Below are 17,535 nucleotides of genomic sequence, written 5' to 3'. Positions count from 1 at the left end.
AACTAGGAGTTTATCATGTCAATTCAAAAGCTTTCCCCTGTTCTTGCGACTACCTACGAAAATTTCCCCAAAGGTCGGTTTATTACTTTAATTGTTCTCAGAACAACTCACTCAGAAACTATTTTTCGCACAGAAGGTTCTGGTGAGTCAATGTGTAATGAATTTGTTCAAGGCGGCGTGAATAATGATAATATTATTCAACGGTTGGTGATGACTAAACGTAAACAAGTAGCACCAGAAAGACGTTATGGAAGAGAACATTTAAGAGCGCACGAACTTTTATACACTAACGCCAAAGATGGCTCTATTTGCTCTTTAAATACTAATGCACCTTGTGAAATGTGTGTAGATTGTTTCCTTTATGGTTTTGCTGCTGGTGGAGGTGGCGCACAAAAAAGCCGTATTTGGACTGAGGATGCTTTTAGTATATTATCTGCTACTGATGTGGTAGGCGATCGCACTATTAACGCCATCTATGAAAACGGTACAATGCGCGATGAAAAAGGTAATGCCTCAACAGCTTTGAACACTAGCGAATACATCAAACCAGGAGTTCATTTTTTGGATGTTGTTACACTCAAAGATGTAACTGCTGATGAACTGCGCTATGTCATCGGAAATATTCTTTTTACCAGTCGTTATGGCGCTGTTTCCAGTCGTGTAGGAAGGATGGAAAATCAAATATTAGGTATTTTTGGCAGTATTACCGAATTACCTAGCTCTTTGGAACTTGTACAAGCTACATACAGTGCTTTAGGTGAACCTTTAGAGCATCCTTTAAATATTAATCGAGTCATCACAGCAACTAAACAAGTAATTACAAATTGGAAAAATAGAAGAGGGGTTTCTGTGCAACTATCTGATGAAGAATTAGCAAATCTAATTACTGATGTAGAAACCCATTGGTCAGAAGCAGAACGTGATACTTTTCTCAAACGTTTAAGTCAATCTTATGAACATTTTCGTCAAGTTCCATCTGAAAAAAATCCTCAACAAAACAAGGGTAAAAGCAAAGGTAAAGGTAAAAATACTCCAGTTGAAGTAGAGAATTAAATTATGTCAACAATTCCTTTTTCACAGGCAAAACTTATTGAATTAAAGTGTCTTGAACCAGTCTTTTTTGCCTCTAGGGAGTTGTCTGATACCTATTACACTGAGGGGTTACTTGGGAATTATGCTTTAACCTATGCTTTAGGTTGGGTAAATTCCCCCTATCGTCTCCAAGGTCAGGCTACAGGACGACCAACCTACAAAGAAGATTTTCAATCAATAGCGCAATCTTGCTACATTTTACCAGCTTCACCAATAGGCAGAATTACATTTAGATTTGAAAGATTTAACGCTCTTTCTGATGCTTATTGGTACACCATGACTAATAACCGTGTAGCAACTGCCAGAGAAGATTTACCATTACAACGTCAAGGTACAAAACCTAGTTCATTTAGAGCAAGTAATTTTCCTCAAACGGGAAGATTACGTATGATTGAAAGAGGTAATAAATTTCAAACGTTAGTATTTGGAAACCAGCAATTACCAGATTATATCCGTCTGGGAAAATTCGCTAGTAAAGTAAAGGTAAAAATTTTAAAAGAGTTTCCTATAACTTTACTCCCAGAAGGCGAATATAAAAGCCAATTTTATCTAAATGTTGCTGATTTACCAACACAAATAGAAGTATTTGCTTTTGATTTAATCTCTATACCTCCTGCACCGATATTAAAAAATCTTCACTTTCGAGGTGCAGCTTGGCAAATTGGCGAAATGATTGTACCAGCAGGTTTACATTATTGTGGTAGAGAAAACAGAAATGAGTAATCAAAAATTAGTTATCAGGTTAGAAGATCGGAGTATTTCAGCTTGTGCTTCTCCAGATAAACTATCTTTTATAAAGAATGCACTTAAACATCAAGTTGATGTATTTGAACAATCACAAGATGCTGATATTATCCTTGATTTAGCACCAACTGGCACAGGTAAAACTAAAGCTGGATTAACAGTTTTATTACATCAACCAAACCAAAGTGCTGTTTATATAGCTCCTACTAATGCTTTAATTGAACAACAAACAGAAGCTGCAACAAAGTTTATCAAGGATGCTAATTTGCCTCATGTAGTTAAATCAGCTTCTGCTAAAGATATTAAAAGTTGGCCAAGTGATAAAGTAGGGGGTCGTCCTGGAGAAAAGCTATATAATGTTTTGCGAAATCCAGCGACTGTGTTTAATGATGTTGATGCTAATACGCCTATTCTGCTAGTAACAAACCCTGATATTTTTTACTATGCAACTTTCTTTGCATACAATAAGCTAGATAGAGGTAATATTGCTAGTGGTTTTTACACTAAATTTTCCACAGTTATCTTTGATGAATTTCATCTTTATGATGCTAAACAGCTAGTAGGGATGTTATTTTATCTTGCTTATTCTCACGTTTTTAAATTTTTCCAGCATGGACGGAAAGTAGTATTACTGACAGCAACACCTGAACCAGCTTGTGAATTAGCATTAGAAAATTTACAAAATGCAGGTGTGAGAATAGCAAGAATTGATGGAGAAGCAAATAATGGTCAGCTTTTGCCGTCACAAACAGCCGTTAATTTAGAGTTACGACCTAAACCAGATAGTAAAGAAGAATGGATAACAGAATTAGCAGCAGAAGTTGTTCAACGTTTTCAAGATAACCCAAATGAAAATGGTGCAGTAATTCTTGATTCTTTGGATAATATTAATCGTCTATCAGATTTACTACAACAACAAGGACTTAGTAAGTATATTGGACGCATTACTGGACCCGCACCTCAAAAAGATAGACATAGGGCTATGCAATGTCAAATAATTTTAGCCACTAGCACTGTAGATGTAGGATTTAACTTTGAAAGACATCCTGCACCAAAGCGACAAAATTTAGATTGGTTGATTTTTTCAGTACGCGATCGCTCGGCATTTTGGCAGAGAATAGGTAGAGTAGGCCGTGTTTTAGGTAAATCTGAAACTAATATAGATTCAGAAGCCATTGCTTACTTACCTGCTGACGCTTGGGAACAAAATATAACTTCTCTTGATATTACTGGTGGACGTGCAGCACTAAAAGAGATATTAGATAATCTTACCTGTTTAGATAAACCTTTTTTAGCTGCTTACTGGCGTTCAGAAGCATTTTTAGAAATTGCCCGTCCTTTACTGGAACTAGAAGAACTTCTGGAAAATTTAACAGGGACTGAATTAATTTCTCAACTTTTTGAAACTTTAAGATCAGTTTTAGGTGGAAATAGAACTTGGACTGACTATCGTTACAGAATGAACATTTTAAGAGGTGCTGAAACTATTGCTAAAAAAACTCCCAAAGAAATTAAAAAAGATTGGAAATACATCAAAGGTGGTCAAGCTTTTGTAAAAAGATTTATCAAAGTAACATCGCCTGAAGAATGGGATGATCTGGAAACTGGACGTACAACGATAGAAGATTATGAAAATGTCTTTAAAAAGCATGATGATGTACTGGCTGATTTAAAAGAATTTGCTGAAATATTCAGTACCAGTTATGCACCTTTATTTAGTTTTCGCTCTAGTTTATTTGAAAGTTTACCAATTCGTGATCCTCGCGGATTTTTGCTAGATGAATCTGAAGAAACACAATTAGATCCTTTTCACTTATTACGCTATTACGAATTTGTGCAAAATGGTGATTATATTGAATTAACCCATCGTGCTAGTGAAACTTATCAATTGAGTTTTAGACTCAGATATCATGATAGATGGCAAGAATTTGTAAATACAGAATTAAACAAATTAACCGCTTTTAAAGATTGTCATATTACTCGCAGTGCTGGAGGTGCAATTCGACCAACACCATTAATACAAGCATTAAATAAATTTCTTTTACCAGGAGTAATTATTTGTCCCATTAACAACGCTGCGGTAATTTTCCAATTAAAGAAGCAAGGAATCATTTCTTATCCAATAACAATAGTTTGCGATGATTTAGAGAAAGAATATACATTCTTTGCTGGCTTGTCAGGAATCTTAACAATGGCTATGAAATTTAAACAGCTACGTCTTCCAGATGATGAAGTTTTTATCGCTTAATCAACAACCAATTAATTATGTCTGATAGTTAAGAAATAAGCAATACTCAGAAAGTAAGAGAATCAGACAATGCAAAACAAAACCCCCACAATTTTAGAACTTAAAGAACTTAGTTTACAAGTTTCCCTAGTTATACCTTATATAACAATGTTAGTCCTATTTGGCTCTAGGGCTACTGGTAATATTCGGGCAAATAGTGATTGGGATTTTGCTATTCTTTACGATAAAGAAAAATATGATATCTATCAAACATCTCATCCATTAGCTTTTTTTGAATTATACTGGCTATTTGGCGAATTATTCAAACTCAATTCGGATCATATTGATGTTGTTGACTTACATAAATGTTCTGAACTAAAATCTCATTTTGTAGCACGTGATGGAATTATGTTATTTGAAAAAACTCCTGGAGAATTTGAGGCTTTTCGCTTAAATTCATTAAAATCTGAATCTGAATTAAAGCAATTTTGCGAAAATCAATACCAACACATTGAAAGTTTTTTACAGAGGTGGGGTGTATAAGTAGTATTATAAACCCCAAGCTAATGCAATACCATTTTCGGAGTTAATTACTTACCAAAACCTTTACTGCTCTTTCTTTTTTGAGGAGGGTGTGAAGGCATTAATTCAGTTATCAAACTACCACGATTTTGTAACATTAACTTACGATTTCGTTCGCGTTGATAAGTAGCTATTTCTTCTGCATGGGGATGATCTGGATCTATTTTGAGATGGGTAATAGAAACTACATATTCTTCTTTATCTTGATCTTCGGGATTATTGTTTTTGCTGACTAGTTTGCACATAATCCCACCTTCATCTCCAGAATACGCTACCCAACTAACTTCAAATTCTTTCTCTGGATTTGCTATTTCTCCTCTTTTTTTCAACATCTTCAAGAATTCTTTTGCTGCTTTGACTTTAATTGGTAAGCTGGCTTTTAATTTTTCAGTTAGTGCAGTTGCTTCACGATAATTATCAACTTTCATCTGTTTTACGCTTTATGCAATCTTTATTAATTTATACAATTTATACTCTCAATCTCTCTTAACTTGCATTACCTATTTACAAATTGTGTCACTCATCAAAAAATATGCCTCACAGTCTCATCCTCAACATTACCCCCCAATCTCCCATTTACCCCAATTTCCTCACCGGCAGACATTACCACGCCTTATTCCTGAATTTGGTCAGTTCTGTTGATAGAAAATTAGGCGACTACCTACACGAATCAAACGCTGATAAAGCTTTTACTCTCTCACCTTTGCAGGTACAAAGTAGACATAAAACTCAATCTCACATCTTGCAATATGCCCATCAAAATCCTATTTCTGCTGGTACTTCTTGTTGGTGGCGTGTTTCTTTGTTAGATGACAATTTATTTAGTCAACTCACACCTTTGTGGTTGAATCTTAACCCGGAACAGCCTTGGCATTTGGGTTCAGCTAATTTATATATTACCAGCATTCAAGGTACTCCTCAATCTACTCAGCCTTGGGCGAATGTTTGTAGTTATAACCAACTTTATGAACTAGCAAGTGAAACAGACCGCAATCTTAATTTCATTTTTTCTACACCTGTAGCTTTTCGTCAAGGTGCTTTTGATAATGCTTTACCAACCAGGGAATCTGTGTTTAATAGTCTGCTGAATCGGTGGAATAAATATAGCGGAATTGAATTAACTAATATTCCCCTTGAATCTATTTATCCTAGTGCTTTTAATATCAGAACTGAAGTTATTGGCAACTATGAAAATAAGTTTATTGGCTGTTTAGGTGATATAAGCTATCGCATTCTTGGCAATGTGGAAACAATAGGAATTAAACAAATTAACGCTTTGGCTAATTTTGTTTTATATGCCGGTATTGGTAGAAAAACAACTATGGGAATGGGCATGGTGAGAAGAAGGTGACAGGAAACAGGTGACAGGTGACAGTAAAGAAGTAAGAAGTGAAGAGGAGTTATTTATGAAAATTGAATCACACCGAGATTTAATTGTTTGGCAGAAATCAATGGATATGGTAGTGAATATCTATCAATTAACGTCTGCATTTCCAAATACAGAAATTTATCGTCTTACGTCACAAATTACTCGCGCTGCTGCATCTGTTCCAGCCAATATTGCAGAAGGTCATGCACGAGGAACAACTAAAAACGACTTTGCACATTTTTTGTCTATAGCGAAAGGTTCATTGATGGAAACAGAAACTTTTTTAATGTTGGCAGTCAGGTTAAATTATCTCACTCAAGAACAAGCAAATCCTACTTTATGTTTGATAATAGAAATTAGCAAAATGCTCACCTCTCTTCGTTATCGAATTTTAAATACTCCCTGAATAATGCTCTTGATACTATTACTTGTAATCTCTTCTGATTAACTATGAGTGAACAAAAACTAACTAACTCTCTTCCCACTGTCACCTGTCACCTGTCAACTGTCACCTCTGATGATGATTACGTTAATATCGCCTCGTTAAATCAATATTCCTATTGTCCTCATCGTTGTTGGTTGATTTATTGTGCTGGAGAATTTATTGATAATCAATACACTATTGAAGGCACAAGTTTACATGAACGAGTCCACACTATGGGAGAAGTAAACCGTGATGATACTTGGCAAATACGCGCTATTTATCTGAAGTCTGATCAATATCAACTGATCGGTAAGTCTGATTTAATTGAGTTTGAAAATGGCGAGTTTTACCCTATTGAATATAAACGCGGACGTAAGGGAGAATGGGATAATGATGAATTACAAGTTTGCGCTCAAGCTTTGTGTTTGGAGGAAATGACGGGTAAAAATATCAATTCTGGCTATATCTATTATGCTCAAACTCATCAACGTAAATTAGTAGAAATTACGCCGGAATTACGTGCTAGTACAATCTCTGTGATTGAGGCTGTACAAATGTTGTTGTTTACAGGTGCAATGCCCAAAGCTGTAAAAACAAAACGCTGTGATGGTTGTAGTCTTTATTCTCGATGTTTGCCTCAAGCTGTTGATAAAGTTAGTCGTTATCAAGAAGCAAGTTAATTAACAGTGGTAATTGGTAATTAATTATTTACTGTCACCTGTCTCCTGTTCCCTGTCACCTAAAAACTTTCACCTATTTTGAGGATTTAATTATGGGTACGCTTTACGTTTTACAAAATGATTCGTTTATTGGTAAGGTTGATGAACGAATTCATGTCAAGTTTGAAAAGAAAACTCTTCAGGATATCCCGTTTATTCATCTTAAGGATGTGGTGGTTTTGGGACGGGCAACTGTTTCACCGGCTGTTGTTTCTGAGTTGATGACTCGTCATATTCCTCTTTCTTTTATTGATGAAAAAGGTCATTATTTGGGACGTTTAGAACCGGAAATGACTGGTAATATTTTCGTTCGTAAGGCACAATGGCAAGCAGCGGGAAATACACCTCAAGCTATTCATGTTGTACAATGTTTTGTCAGGGGTAAGTTGAAAAATTACCGTCAAATTTTGATGCGTTCTCAACGAGAATCTAATGTTGATTTATCTCTATATATTACTCGCATTGAGCAAGCGATCGCACCAATTGACTCAACTGATAACATCAACTCCTTGCGGGGCTTGGAAGGCGCTGGTAGTGCAGCCTATTTTGGGTGTTTTAATCAACTGATTCGTAACCCGGAATTTACTTTTACTAAGCGTGTGCGTCGTCCAGCAACTGATCCGGTAAACTCTTTATTGAGTTTTGGTTATTCTTTGTTGCGTCATGATGTGCAAGGTGCTGTGAATATTGTCGGTTTTGACCCATATTTAGGATACTTGCATTGCGATCGCTATAATAGACCTTCTTTACCTCTGGATTTAATGGAGGAATTCCGTCCTTTGGTGGTAGATTCGGTGGTTTTATCTATCTTGAATAAGCAACTATTAACACCAGCCGATTTTGTCACTGAACCTTTAAGCGGTGCTGTTTCCCTGACTCCTGAAGGACGCAAAACCTTTTTAACGTTGTACCAAAAGAAAAAACTATCAGAATTTAAACATCCGGTAATGGGGCGTAAATGTACTTATCAAGAAGCTTTTGAATGGCAAGCAAGATTACTAGCTAAATACTTAATGGGAACAACTGATAAGTATCCACCTTTGTTTTTAAAGTAGTGGAGAAGGTGACAGAAGAAGGTGACAGGGGACAGAAGAAGGTGACAGGGGACAGGTGACAGGTGACAGTGAATTAAAGAAGAGAAGAAGAGAAGAGGGAAAAGGGAATAAGTTGATGAATGTTGTGGTTTCTTACGATATTTCTGAGGACAAGCGCCGAACTAAAATCCATAATATCCTCAAATCTTATGGTCAATGGGTGCAGTATAGTATTTTTGAATGTCAGTTAACTGATACTCAATATGCTAAATTGCGATCGCGCCTCAATAAACTCATTAAGGCAGATACAGATAGTATCCGTTTTTACTTCCTTTGCGCTTGCTGTTTTGGCAAAGTGGAACGAATTGGTGGTGAACAACCCCTCGATGATACTATTTTCTTCGCTTAATGCGTGGATGGGTGGGTGTAAAAAATTCCGGTGAGCAAAAAATGTCTGAAATCACATCTATACAAGCCTTTCATGGCTTTTAAATTGTTCACCCATCCGCGCACCTTACACAGCAAGGGTTTCAGCTATTTTCGCTCTTGACACAATTCCTGAAATGGACTATCATCAGAGCATCCGCGCAATCGAACCTTGAAAACTAAATATATATAGGCTTTCAGGCTGCCGCAGTTGAAATTTCAATTAATCCCTATTAGGGATTGAAACATAAAGCATTACAAGGATGGTAAGCTGTCACTCAAGCAAGTTGAAATTTCAATTAATCCCTATTAGGGATTGAAACAACTAGATGACCCTCCGCACCTATGGCATTATCAAAAGTTGAAATTTCAATTAATCCCTATTAGGGATTGAAACACTTCGGTCTCAGTTGGGGATGAGGATCGGATTACTGGCTGTTGAAATTTCAATTAATCCCTATTAGGGATTGAAACACAGCCTTAACCGACTCATATTCAGTTTCAGTTAAGTTGAAATTTCAATTAATCCCTATTAGGGATTGAAACTTAGGTATCTCTTGTTGCGATTCTAAGTTGGGGGTTACTGGTTGAAATTTCAATTAATCCCTATTAGGGATTGAAACGTAAAAATAGCCACGAACGTAGCAGTTAAAAAGCTTACGTTGAAATTTCAATTAATCCCTATTAGGGATTGAAACAGCATTACCAGACAAGAAGCAGTAACCGAAAGTCTAGTTGAAATTTCAATTAATCCCTATTAGGGATTGAAACACTTTATTTATGGTGTGTTCTTCCTGACCACCCCTAGTCAGGTTGAAATTTCAATTAATCCCTATTAGGGATTGAAACCAGGATATTAGGGTTGCTGCGGAAACTAGAAACAAAGCATCGTTGAAATTTCAATTAATCCCTATTAGGGATTGAAACATCTGTTGCCTGAGTACCTAACGCCGGAGAAGCGGAAAGTTGAAATTTCAATTAATCCCTATTAGGGATTGAAACGCTACAGTATATCCAAAAGACATTTACTAGACTCCTGTTGGTTGAAATTTCAATTAATCCCTATTAGGGATTGAAACTTTTCACTGGCAGTAGTCCCAGTAGTATTCCTACAGATAGTTGAAATTTCAATTAATCCCTATTAGGGATTGAAACTGCTTTATCAATGCTTTCTTGATTGGGGCATACCTGAAGAGTTGAAATTTCAATTAATCCCTATTAGGGATTGAAACCCCTTCTGAACAAACAAAGTCCCCCGCAAAAAACGGGGGATAGCCTAAACAGATAGAACTATTGTACTATATCATTGATAATTCTTGATGTGCGATCGCTATTCCCCTATCATTTCCTTTATCGTCTCCCTTGAATTCTGTCAAAAATAGCACCATCATCAAAAAACTTCTTCTGTACACCATCCCAACCACCTAAACTACCCACAGTATAAAGTCGGGAAATCTTGGGAAACCTACTTTGTACCTCCTTCGCTACAGTCGAATTAACCGGTCGAAAACCAACCTTAGCAAACTCGCGCTGGGCTTCAGGTGTAAACAAAAACTTCACAAAAGCCTCCGATACCTCACGAGTACCGCGTTTATCCACAATCTTATCAACCACCGTCACAGGCCCTTCTATAGAAATATTAGTTGCTGGCACCTCATAGGACACATCGGTTTTACCCTGTTGTGCAGCTAAAATCACTTCATTTTCATAATTTAGCAGTACATCACCTTGATTCTTCTTGTAAAATACATCACTAGATTCTCTTGCATCCTTCGGCAAAACCACCACATTTTTAAACACCTGGGTGACAAAATTCAGGGCTTGAGTTTCAGTACCACCATTTTTAGTAACCGCACCCCACAAAGCTAAAAAATTCCACCTTGCACCACCAGACGTTTTGGGATTAGCAGTAACAATTTTTACACCTGGTTTAGCCAAATCACTCCAAGTCTTAATCTTCTTAGGATTACCAGGACGAGTTTCCAAAGCCACCACAGAACGAGTAACAATAGAATTATTCGGTGCGTCTTTTTCCCAACCTGGGTTAATTAAACCAGCTTTTTCAATCTTTTTCGTATCTAAAGCCAACGCTAAAGCCACCACATCAGCTTGTAAGCCATCAATAACAGCACGGGTTTGAGAACCAGAACCTCCATAACTCTCCCTAATCTCCACATCCTGTCCTTTTTCCCGTTTCCATTTAGCAACAAACTGGGGAATGATTTTGCTGTAAGCAGCCTTAGTCACTGCGTAAGAAACCAAAGTAATTTCTACTTTCTTACCCTTTTGACTAATTAATTGCGTCTTTTGGGCAGCAGTTCCCGCAGATACAGGTAATAAAGTATTTGCACTTAAGCCGATTGCTAATAATACGGATGAAGCAGCAGTAGGGAAGAATCTTGCTAATTTTTCAGAATTGTATGTCATGGGAGGTTTTTGGCTGGTATTCAAATAATCTACAGTAACTTGGTAGGAAATATGTAATTTGCTCACAGAAACAGAGATTATCAGATACCATCGGGAAAAGCAAGACCAAAACACAAATTCTCTATCGGTAAATGCGTGTATTATTTTTTATGAGTTTAAACCAGGTTACTATAAATTTTTATTATGTATATACCGTTGTTTCAGGAAAATTTTGATGTCATAAAATACGGTTGTCCCCTGAACCTGTTACAATCCCCATATTCCCTATCGTGAATATGAAGTTTACCCTCAATAGAGATTAAAAGGAGAACGGATAATGACTTTGTGGCAACGTCCACGACTACGAATAAACTCGCTTAGAAGCTTTCTCTCCCTGTTCTTAGCCAGCACATTCTTGAGTTTGGCCTTAGCAGCTTGTGGAGGTGGAAACCAGAATACTACCAATAATACCAATAATGGCAATTCCACAGCCACCAAAAAACAGGATGTAGAAATCACCCTAGTCTCCTTTGCTGTCACCAAAACAGCCCATGAAGCCATCATCCCCAAATTTGTGGAAAAATGGAAACAAGAGCAAGGGCAAAACGTTACCTTTAAACAAAGCTATGGTGGTTCTGGTTCACAAACCCGTGCTGTTATTGATGGTTTAGAAGCAGATATTGTTCACTTAGCACTATCTGGAGACACCGAAAAAATTCAAAAAGCAGGACTGATTGAACCAGGATGGGAAAAAGACGTTCCTAATAATGGAATTGTCTCTAAGTCTGTAGCAGCTATCATCACTCGTACAGGTAATCCTAAAGGCATTAAAACTTGGTCAGATTTGGTCACAAAAGATATTAAATTAATTACTGCTGACCCCAAAACATCAGGTGTTGCTAAATGGAATTTTCTAGCACTGTGGAATTCTGTCATTAAATCTGGTGGAGATGACGCTAAAGCAACTGAATTTGTCGCCAATGTTTACAAAAATGTACCAATTCTGACTAAAGATGCGCGAGAAGCAACAGATGCTTTTGCTAAACAAGGACAAGGAGATGCATTAATCAACTATGAAAATGAAGTTCTGTTAGCACAACAAAAAGGTGAAAAAGTTGATTATGTTATTCCTGACGTAAATATATCCATTGATAATCCAGTCGCAGTAGTAGATAAAAATGTTGATAAACATGGTAATCGGGAAGTAGCAGAAGCCTTCGTTAAATACTTGTTCACTCCAGAAGCCCAACAGGAATTTGTGAAATTAGGCTTCAGACCAGTAGATGAGACTGTAGCGCAATCTAAGGAAGTAACAGACAAATTTCCGAAAGTCAAAACTTTGAGTACAATTCAAGATTTTGGTGGTTGGTCAGAAGTTGACAAGAAGTTTTTCTCTGATGGAGGCATTTTTGACCAAATCCAACTCAAAAATAAGAAGTAATTAGCAAGAGGTGATTGGTGACAGACGTACAGAATTCAGACGTTTTAGATTTTGGAATACTGAATTTATTTCTTCTCTGTCCCCTATCTCCTATCCCCTATTCCCTATTACTAATTTTGACGACTTATGGCTGTATCTTCTGCTGTAGACACTAAAAATAAACCTTCTGTTTGGAAGGTATTCATAGATAATGTAATTCATCTGCCCTGGACTTGGCGAATTACAATTATTTACTTGACTTTCATGTTATTTATGCCAATAGTGGCAATGTTTCTGAAAGCAAGTACAGAACCACCAGCAAAGTTTTGGGAAATTGCTACCAATGAGTTAGCATTAGCAACCTATAACGTTACCTTTCTCACTTCACTATTTGCAGCGGCTGTTAATGGTATATTTGGCACTTTAATAGCCTGGGTTTTAGTCCGTTACGATTTCCCCTTTAAACGGATTATTGATGCCACAGTTGATTTACCTTTTGCTTTACCAACATCAGTTGCAGGTTTAACATTAGCAACAGTTTACAGCGATAATGGTTGGATAGGTTCTTTATTAGCACCTTTGGGAATTAGAGTATCGTTTACCCGCTTAGGAGTTGGGGTAGCAATGATATTTATTTCCTTACCTTTTGTGGTGAGAACAGTACAACCTGTACTGCAAGAAATGGAAATAGAAATTGAAGAAGCAGCTTGGAGTTTGGGCGCTTCTCAATGGCAAACTTTTACCAAAGTGATTTTACCACCTTTATTTCCAACCATTTTAACAGGTGTAGCTTTGGGCTTTTCCCGTGCAGTGGGAGAGTATGGTTCAACAGTAATTATTGCTTCCAATACCCCATTTAAAGATTTAATTGCACCAGTATTGATTTTCCAAAGATTGGAACAATATGATTATTCAGGTGCAACAGTCATAGGAGTAGTATTACTAAGTATTTCTCTGGTTTTGTTAATAGCAATTAACTTATTACAAGCTTGGGCGAGAAGATATGACAACAGATAAACCAAAGAGTTCCAAAAATCAAAGTTTTGTTCCTGGTCTTTTAATTGGTATCGCCGTTAGTTATTTATTTCTGGTGCAATATATTCCCGCCATTAATGTGTTTTACCAAGCCTTTAAAAAAGGAGTGGGTCCATTTATCGAGAACTTAACCAGAACAGACTTTCTTCATGCAGCGTGGTTAACGCTATTATTAGCGGTAATTGCCATTCCTTTAAATACCGTCTTTGGTTTATGTGCAGCTTGGGCGATCGCACGTCACAAATTCCCTGGTCGTGCTATAGTCCTCAGTATCATTGACCTACCCTTCTCTATCTCCCCAGTCGTCGCCGGTTTAATGATCGTTCTCCTCTATGGTAGACAGGGATGGTTTGGGCCTTGGTTACAATCCCATGATATTCAAATTATCTTTGCATTTCCCGGCATGGTATTAGCCACAGCCTTTGTCAGTATGCCCTTTGTGGCTAGAGAAGTCATCCCCATCCTAGAAGAATTTGGCAAAGACCAAGAAGAAGCAGCAAGAACCCTTGGTGCAAATGATTGGCAAATCTTTTGGCGTGTGACTTTACCCAGTATCCGTTGGGGTTTACTCTACGGTTTAATCTTAACAAATGCCAGAGCCATGGGTGAATTTGGAGCAGTTTCTGTAGTCTCTGGTAACATTGCTAGTCGCACCCAAAGTTTACCCTTGTTTGTAGAAGATGCCTATAAACAATATGAAACAGAAGCTGCCTTTTCTGCGGCAGTATTGTTAGCATTCTTAGCTGTTGTCACCTTAGTATTAAAGGAAATTATCGAGCGTAAAACCCAAATTAAAGACGTTGAATAATTGCTATTATTTTTCGGTTAAGGGATAAGGAGTAAAGAGAAAAGAAAGATTTTTATTCTTCTTCCTTCTTCCTTCTTCTGATAGCACAGCATAGCACAAGCCATACTCCTCAAATCCTGAACTCCTTGCTTCTTATGAGTAATGACAATAGCCTTACCCATCAACGAATTCGAGTCAGAATTACTAAAAATTATCATCAAGAACCTGTAATTTCTCGTCTTGTCTCAGAATATGGCTTGACTGTGAATATCAAAGCCGCATTTTTGGGACAAGATACCATCAGTGACGGTTGGTTTGACCTAGAATTGCAAGGCACAGAAGCACAAATTCAAAATGGATTAGCGTATTTTGAGCAATTGAAATTAGAAATCTGGGATGAAAATAGAATAGGTAATTGGTGAGTTAGAAAATTCCACACAAATAAGGGTCTAGCAATTGCTAAACCCCTACTAATTAAATTAATCAATTTTAGGTTTTTATAACCTCAAACAAACCTGATTATTCACCTTCAAAAGCGCCAATTTTGGTATTTTTAGAGCGATGTTGTTGTTCTTCTACAAACTCTTCAACTGCATAGACATCAGGCCAAACACTCGCGCCATGTTCGTAAGCGTCAATACCCATTTTATCTGCTTCAGAATCAACACGCAATCTACCAATAGCCTTGAGTCCACCAAACATTAAAAAGCCAAACGCCACAGTAAACGCGGTGATAGCAACTAAACCCAAAATTTGCACACCCAGCAAATCAAAGCCACCACCTAAAAATAGTCCAGCTTTTTTGTTCAGGGTTAGTTCTGCTTGACCAAATAAGCCAACGGCTAAAGTACCCATCATACCGTTGATACCGTGAACCGCAAAGGCACTTACTGGGTCATCAATATGCATTGCTTCAATTAAATCAATACCCAGAACTACTAAAATTCCCCCAGTTAAACCAATTAAAACCGCAGCCCAAGGTGCCACAAAGGCGCAACCCGCTGTGATTCCTACCAGTCCAGCTAAAGAACCATTGAGACAATAAACTAAATCCCATTTACCAGAACGGAAATATTGATAAACCATTCCAGAAAGAGCGCCAGCACCAGCACCCAGGGTTGTATTGAGTGTGACTAAACCAATTAAGCCAGGATTAGCAGTACCCAAAGTTGAACCAGGGTTAAACCCGTACCAGCCAAACCATAAAATCATGGTTCCCAAGGTTGCTAAACCTAAGTTATGTGCCGGTGGTAGTGTTCCCCAAGGAGTACGTCCAGGACGGGGACCAAGTAAATAAGCACCGACTATCGCTGTCCAACCACCAACAGTATGAACTACAGCACTGCCAGCAAAGTCATGGAAACTCATTTTGGCTAACCAGCCGTTAGCATTCCAAACCCAGTGGACAATCAGCGGATAGCTGAATGCACCCATGACAGCACTGTAAATTAAGTCAGCAATAAAGTCAGTCCTTCCCGCCATGGCACCTGTAGTAATGGTACTAGCTGTGGCAGCAAAGGCGAATTGGAAGAAGAACAAGGTGTAAGCATTGAGGTTTGAAACTATACCTGGTACACCACCATTAGGAAAAACTCCATCAGTGGGTAACTGACTCAGGAAAAAGGTATCTGTGCCAATGAAACCACCCGCACTTGTACCGAAAGCAATACCAAAACCGACCCCCCACCAAACCATGATGGTGACGGCAGCATCAACAAAGTTTTCTAATAGGGCGTTTACTACTCCTCTTTGTCGCAATAAACCTGCTTCTAACATAGAGAAACCGGTTTGCATGAAGAATACTAAAAACCCTGTTAGTAGTACCCAGGTGGTATCAATAGAAATTTGTAATTGCTTTGTTGTGCTGTCTAAAGATTCCAGTGTTGGCGGGTCTGCTGCTTGTACAATGCTAGGAGCAAAAATCGCAAACACCATTGAGCCTATAGCTAGTGCCAGTAGGCGGTATAAGGGTCGAATACGTTGATTCATTGCTTTTTTTTCTTGCTAGAAAAGCTTCAATTGATTTTCTTTGGCTTACCCAAATAAGTTAAATGAATTGGGGTAATTACACAAGATTTTCGTTAATAAATGTGAAAAATCATTTTTTTGATGTTTGAGTTTTTAGAGGTTATATATTTCCGCTAAAACACATTTAGTTTTAATAGCATAAGAGTCAGTATTACTTATGCTAAAAAGGATAAAGAGTTTGTTGTTATTAACAATTTCCTCTCATGAAGAATGATCCTTAGTCAATGTGCAATTTACAATCTGGCACAACCCAGTTAATTGAATAATGAATGATTCAGAACGAGAATATACAGGAATCAGTTAGATTAACTCCTGTTTGCAGTTGGTGAAATTCACTAGTAAATAAATTTGACTGATTGTGTGTTTAAAAAACTTAAATTTTCTGTATCTAAAAATACATTTTTTTCTTGTGATGTAAATGATGCTTCCCAATAGCGAAAGCGAATCATACTTGATCCTTGCCTATACCAGCGTTTGCCATTAGCCAGGATGTACAACCAAGAGATAAATTTCTAACTATACAAAAAATTAATGTGTGTGGACTCTGTTATATAAAATAATTATTTATTTACGAGTTTTTACTAATATTCAAAATCGACAGATCCCATAATGGTATCATAGCAAAAATGTAAAATCAGTTACATATTTTGCTATTAGTTTGATGATAACTAAAACATCTGTTGCAAATATTGTTTGTAGCCTAATTCTTCTAATTTGCTTTGCTTGTCCATTACCATATCGCATAAGCTTTGGCGGTATTCCTGGACTTTTTGCAGTAGTTCTGGTTGGTGAGTAGCGAGAATCTGCACTGCTAAGAGTCCGGCATTTTTGGCGTTACCGATCGCTACAGTAGCTACTGGTATTCCCCCAGGCATTTGCACAATAGAATACAGAGAATCCACACCTTGTAAATTCCGAGTGGCCACGGGAACGCCAATCACAGGTAATGGAGTTAAAGATGCTACCATACCGGGGAGATGGGCTGCACCACCAGCACCAGCGATAATGACCTTAAGACCGCGTTGGTGTGCTGTTTGGGCATATTCCACCATGCGTTCTGGGGTACGATGGGCAGAGACGATCGCTACTTCGCATTCAATTCCAAATTCTTCACAAACGGCGATCGCATCTTTCATTGTGGGCAAATCGGAATCGCTACCCATGATAATACCAACTTCCAGGCTCATAGAATTTTAGATTTTGGATTTTAGATTTTAGATTAATTGGCGATGTTTACTGGTT

At 37.6% G+C, this 17,535-nt stretch carries 17 protein-coding genes and 1 CRISPR repeat array; of the genes, 13 read left to right on the top strand and 4 right to left on the bottom strand.

Going from position 1 to position 17,535, the window contains the following annotated elements; genetic code table 11:
* Positions 1-15: 15 nt before the first annotated feature.
* The 4 genes from cas7d to mntA all read left to right on the top strand — a co-directional run bounded on the left by cas7d (position 16) and on the right by mntA (position 4,606).
* Positions 16-1,053, top strand: a complete 1,038-nt coding sequence (gene cas7d, locus ACLLO5_RS04195; RefSeq protein WP_413174229.1) for a type I-D CRISPR-associated protein Cas7/Csc2 — start codon at positions 16-18, stop codon at positions 1,051-1,053.
* Between the two features lie 3 nt (positions 1,054-1,056).
* On the top strand, positions 1,057-1,815 hold the full coding sequence (cas5d, locus tag ACLLO5_RS04190; protein WP_413174228.1) for a type I-D CRISPR-associated protein Cas5/Csc1: 759 nt from the start codon (positions 1,057-1,059) through the stop codon (positions 1,813-1,815).
* Positions 1,808-4,084, top strand: a complete 2,277-nt coding sequence (cas3, locus tag ACLLO5_RS04185; RefSeq protein ID WP_413174227.1) for a type I-D CRISPR-associated helicase Cas3' — start codon at positions 1,808-1,810, stop codon at positions 4,082-4,084. Before cas5d ends, cas3 begins: the two co-directional genes overlap by 8 nt.
* Positions 4,085-4,153: 69 nt before the next feature.
* Entirely contained in the window at positions 4,154-4,606 is a 453-nt protein-coding gene (mntA, locus tag ACLLO5_RS04180; RefSeq protein ID WP_413174226.1) for a type VII toxin-antitoxin system MntA family adenylyltransferase antitoxin, read from the top strand.
* 47 nt (positions 4,607-4,653) lie between these two features.
* Here mntA and ACLLO5_RS04175 read toward each other — a convergent pair whose 3' ends face one another.
* Positions 4,654-5,073 carry a hypothetical protein gene (locus ACLLO5_RS04175; protein WP_413174225.1) on the bottom strand — a complete coding sequence of 140 codons (420 nt, stop codon included), beginning with the start codon at positions 5,071-5,073 and terminating at the stop codon, positions 4,654-4,656.
* Between the two features lie 104 nt (positions 5,074-5,177).
* Between ACLLO5_RS04175 and cas6 the strand changes: the two genes are divergently transcribed.
* The 5 genes from cas6 to cas2 all read left to right on the top strand — a co-directional run bounded on the left by cas6 (position 5,178) and on the right by cas2 (position 8,600).
* Entirely contained in the window at positions 5,178-5,996 is an 819-nt protein-coding gene (gene cas6, locus ACLLO5_RS04170) for a CRISPR-associated endoribonuclease Cas6 (RefSeq protein WP_413174224.1), read from the top strand.
* A gap of 55 nt (positions 5,997-6,051) precedes the next feature.
* Complete coding sequence (locus ACLLO5_RS04165; RefSeq protein WP_413174223.1) at positions 6,052-6,420, top strand: four helix bundle protein; 369 nt, start codon at positions 6,052-6,054, stop codon at positions 6,418-6,420.
* 44 nt (positions 6,421-6,464) lie between these two features.
* Positions 6,465-7,118, top strand: a complete 654-nt coding sequence (gene cas4 / locus ACLLO5_RS04160) for a CRISPR-associated protein Cas4 (RefSeq protein ID WP_413174222.1) — start codon at positions 6,465-6,467, stop codon at positions 7,116-7,118.
* Positions 7,119-7,210: 92 nt separating this feature from the next.
* On the top strand, positions 7,211-8,212 hold the full coding sequence (cas1d, locus tag ACLLO5_RS04155) for a type I-D CRISPR-associated endonuclease Cas1d (protein WP_413174221.1): 1,002 nt from the start codon (positions 7,211-7,213) through the stop codon (positions 8,210-8,212).
* A 115-nt stretch (positions 8,213-8,327) separates the two neighbouring features.
* On the top strand, positions 8,328-8,600 hold the full coding sequence (cas2, locus tag ACLLO5_RS04150) for a CRISPR-associated endonuclease Cas2 (protein ID WP_413176010.1): 273 nt from the start codon (positions 8,328-8,330) through the stop codon (positions 8,598-8,600).
* A 227-nt stretch (positions 8,601-8,827) separates the two neighbouring features.
* Positions 8,828-9,849: a CRISPR direct-repeat array (repeat unit 37 nt; unit sequence GTTGAAATTTCAATTAATCCCTATTAGGGATTGAAAC).
* 118 nt (positions 9,850-9,967) lie between these two features.
* Here cas2 and ACLLO5_RS04145 read toward each other — a convergent pair.
* The gene (locus ACLLO5_RS04145) at positions 9,968-11,044 is read right to left on the bottom strand and encodes a sulfate ABC transporter substrate-binding protein (protein WP_413174220.1); all 1,077 of its coding nucleotides are present in this window, start codon (positions 11,042-11,044) and stop codon (positions 9,968-9,970) included.
* Positions 11,045-11,360: 316 nt separating this feature from the next.
* On the opposite strand from ACLLO5_RS04145, the gene ACLLO5_RS04140 reads away from it, so the two are divergent.
* The 4 genes from ACLLO5_RS04140 (at position 11,361) to ACLLO5_RS04125 (ending at position 14,687) form a co-directional block, all read left to right on the top strand.
* Positions 11,361-12,464 carry a sulfate ABC transporter substrate-binding protein gene (locus ACLLO5_RS04140; RefSeq protein ID WP_413174219.1) on the top strand — a complete coding sequence of 368 codons (1,104 nt, stop codon included), beginning with the start codon at positions 11,361-11,363 and terminating at the stop codon, positions 12,462-12,464.
* Positions 12,465-12,590: 126 nt separating this feature from the next.
* Positions 12,591-13,460, top strand: coding sequence for a sulfate ABC transporter permease subunit CysT (gene cysT / locus ACLLO5_RS04135; protein ID WP_413174218.1), 870 nt, complete (start codon positions 12,591-12,593; stop codon positions 13,458-13,460).
* Complete coding sequence (gene cysW / locus ACLLO5_RS04130) at positions 13,447-14,286, top strand: sulfate ABC transporter permease subunit CysW (RefSeq protein WP_413174217.1); 840 nt, start codon at positions 13,447-13,449, stop codon at positions 14,284-14,286. The genes cysT and cysW overlap by 14 nt, the downstream gene beginning before the upstream one ends.
* A 134-nt stretch (positions 14,287-14,420) precedes the next feature.
* Positions 14,421-14,687: an NIL domain-containing protein gene (locus ACLLO5_RS04125; RefSeq protein WP_413174216.1), complete on the top strand. Its 267-nt coding sequence runs from the start codon at positions 14,421-14,423 to the stop codon at positions 14,685-14,687.
* A 97-nt stretch (positions 14,688-14,784) separates the two neighbouring features.
* Here ACLLO5_RS04125 and ACLLO5_RS04120 read toward each other — a convergent pair whose 3' ends face one another.
* Entirely contained in the window at positions 14,785-16,254 is a 1,470-nt protein-coding gene (locus ACLLO5_RS04120) for an ammonium transporter (protein WP_413174215.1), read from the bottom strand.
* 707 nt (positions 16,255-16,961) lie between these two features.
* Positions 16,962-17,480 carry a 5-(carboxyamino)imidazole ribonucleotide mutase gene (gene purE, locus ACLLO5_RS04115; RefSeq protein WP_413174214.1) on the bottom strand — a complete coding sequence of 173 codons (519 nt, stop codon included), beginning with the start codon at positions 17,478-17,480 and terminating at the stop codon, positions 16,962-16,964.
* Positions 17,481-17,535: the final 55 nt, after the last annotated feature.

This window comes from Anabaena azotica SJ-1, from assembly GCF_047275885.1.
GTDB lineage: Bacteria > Cyanobacteriota > Cyanobacteriia > Cyanobacteriales > Nostocaceae > Trichormus_B > Trichormus_B azotica_A.
The sequence above is the reverse complement of the archived record's forward strand: the minus strand, read 5'-3'. Positions and strand labels throughout refer to the sequence as shown.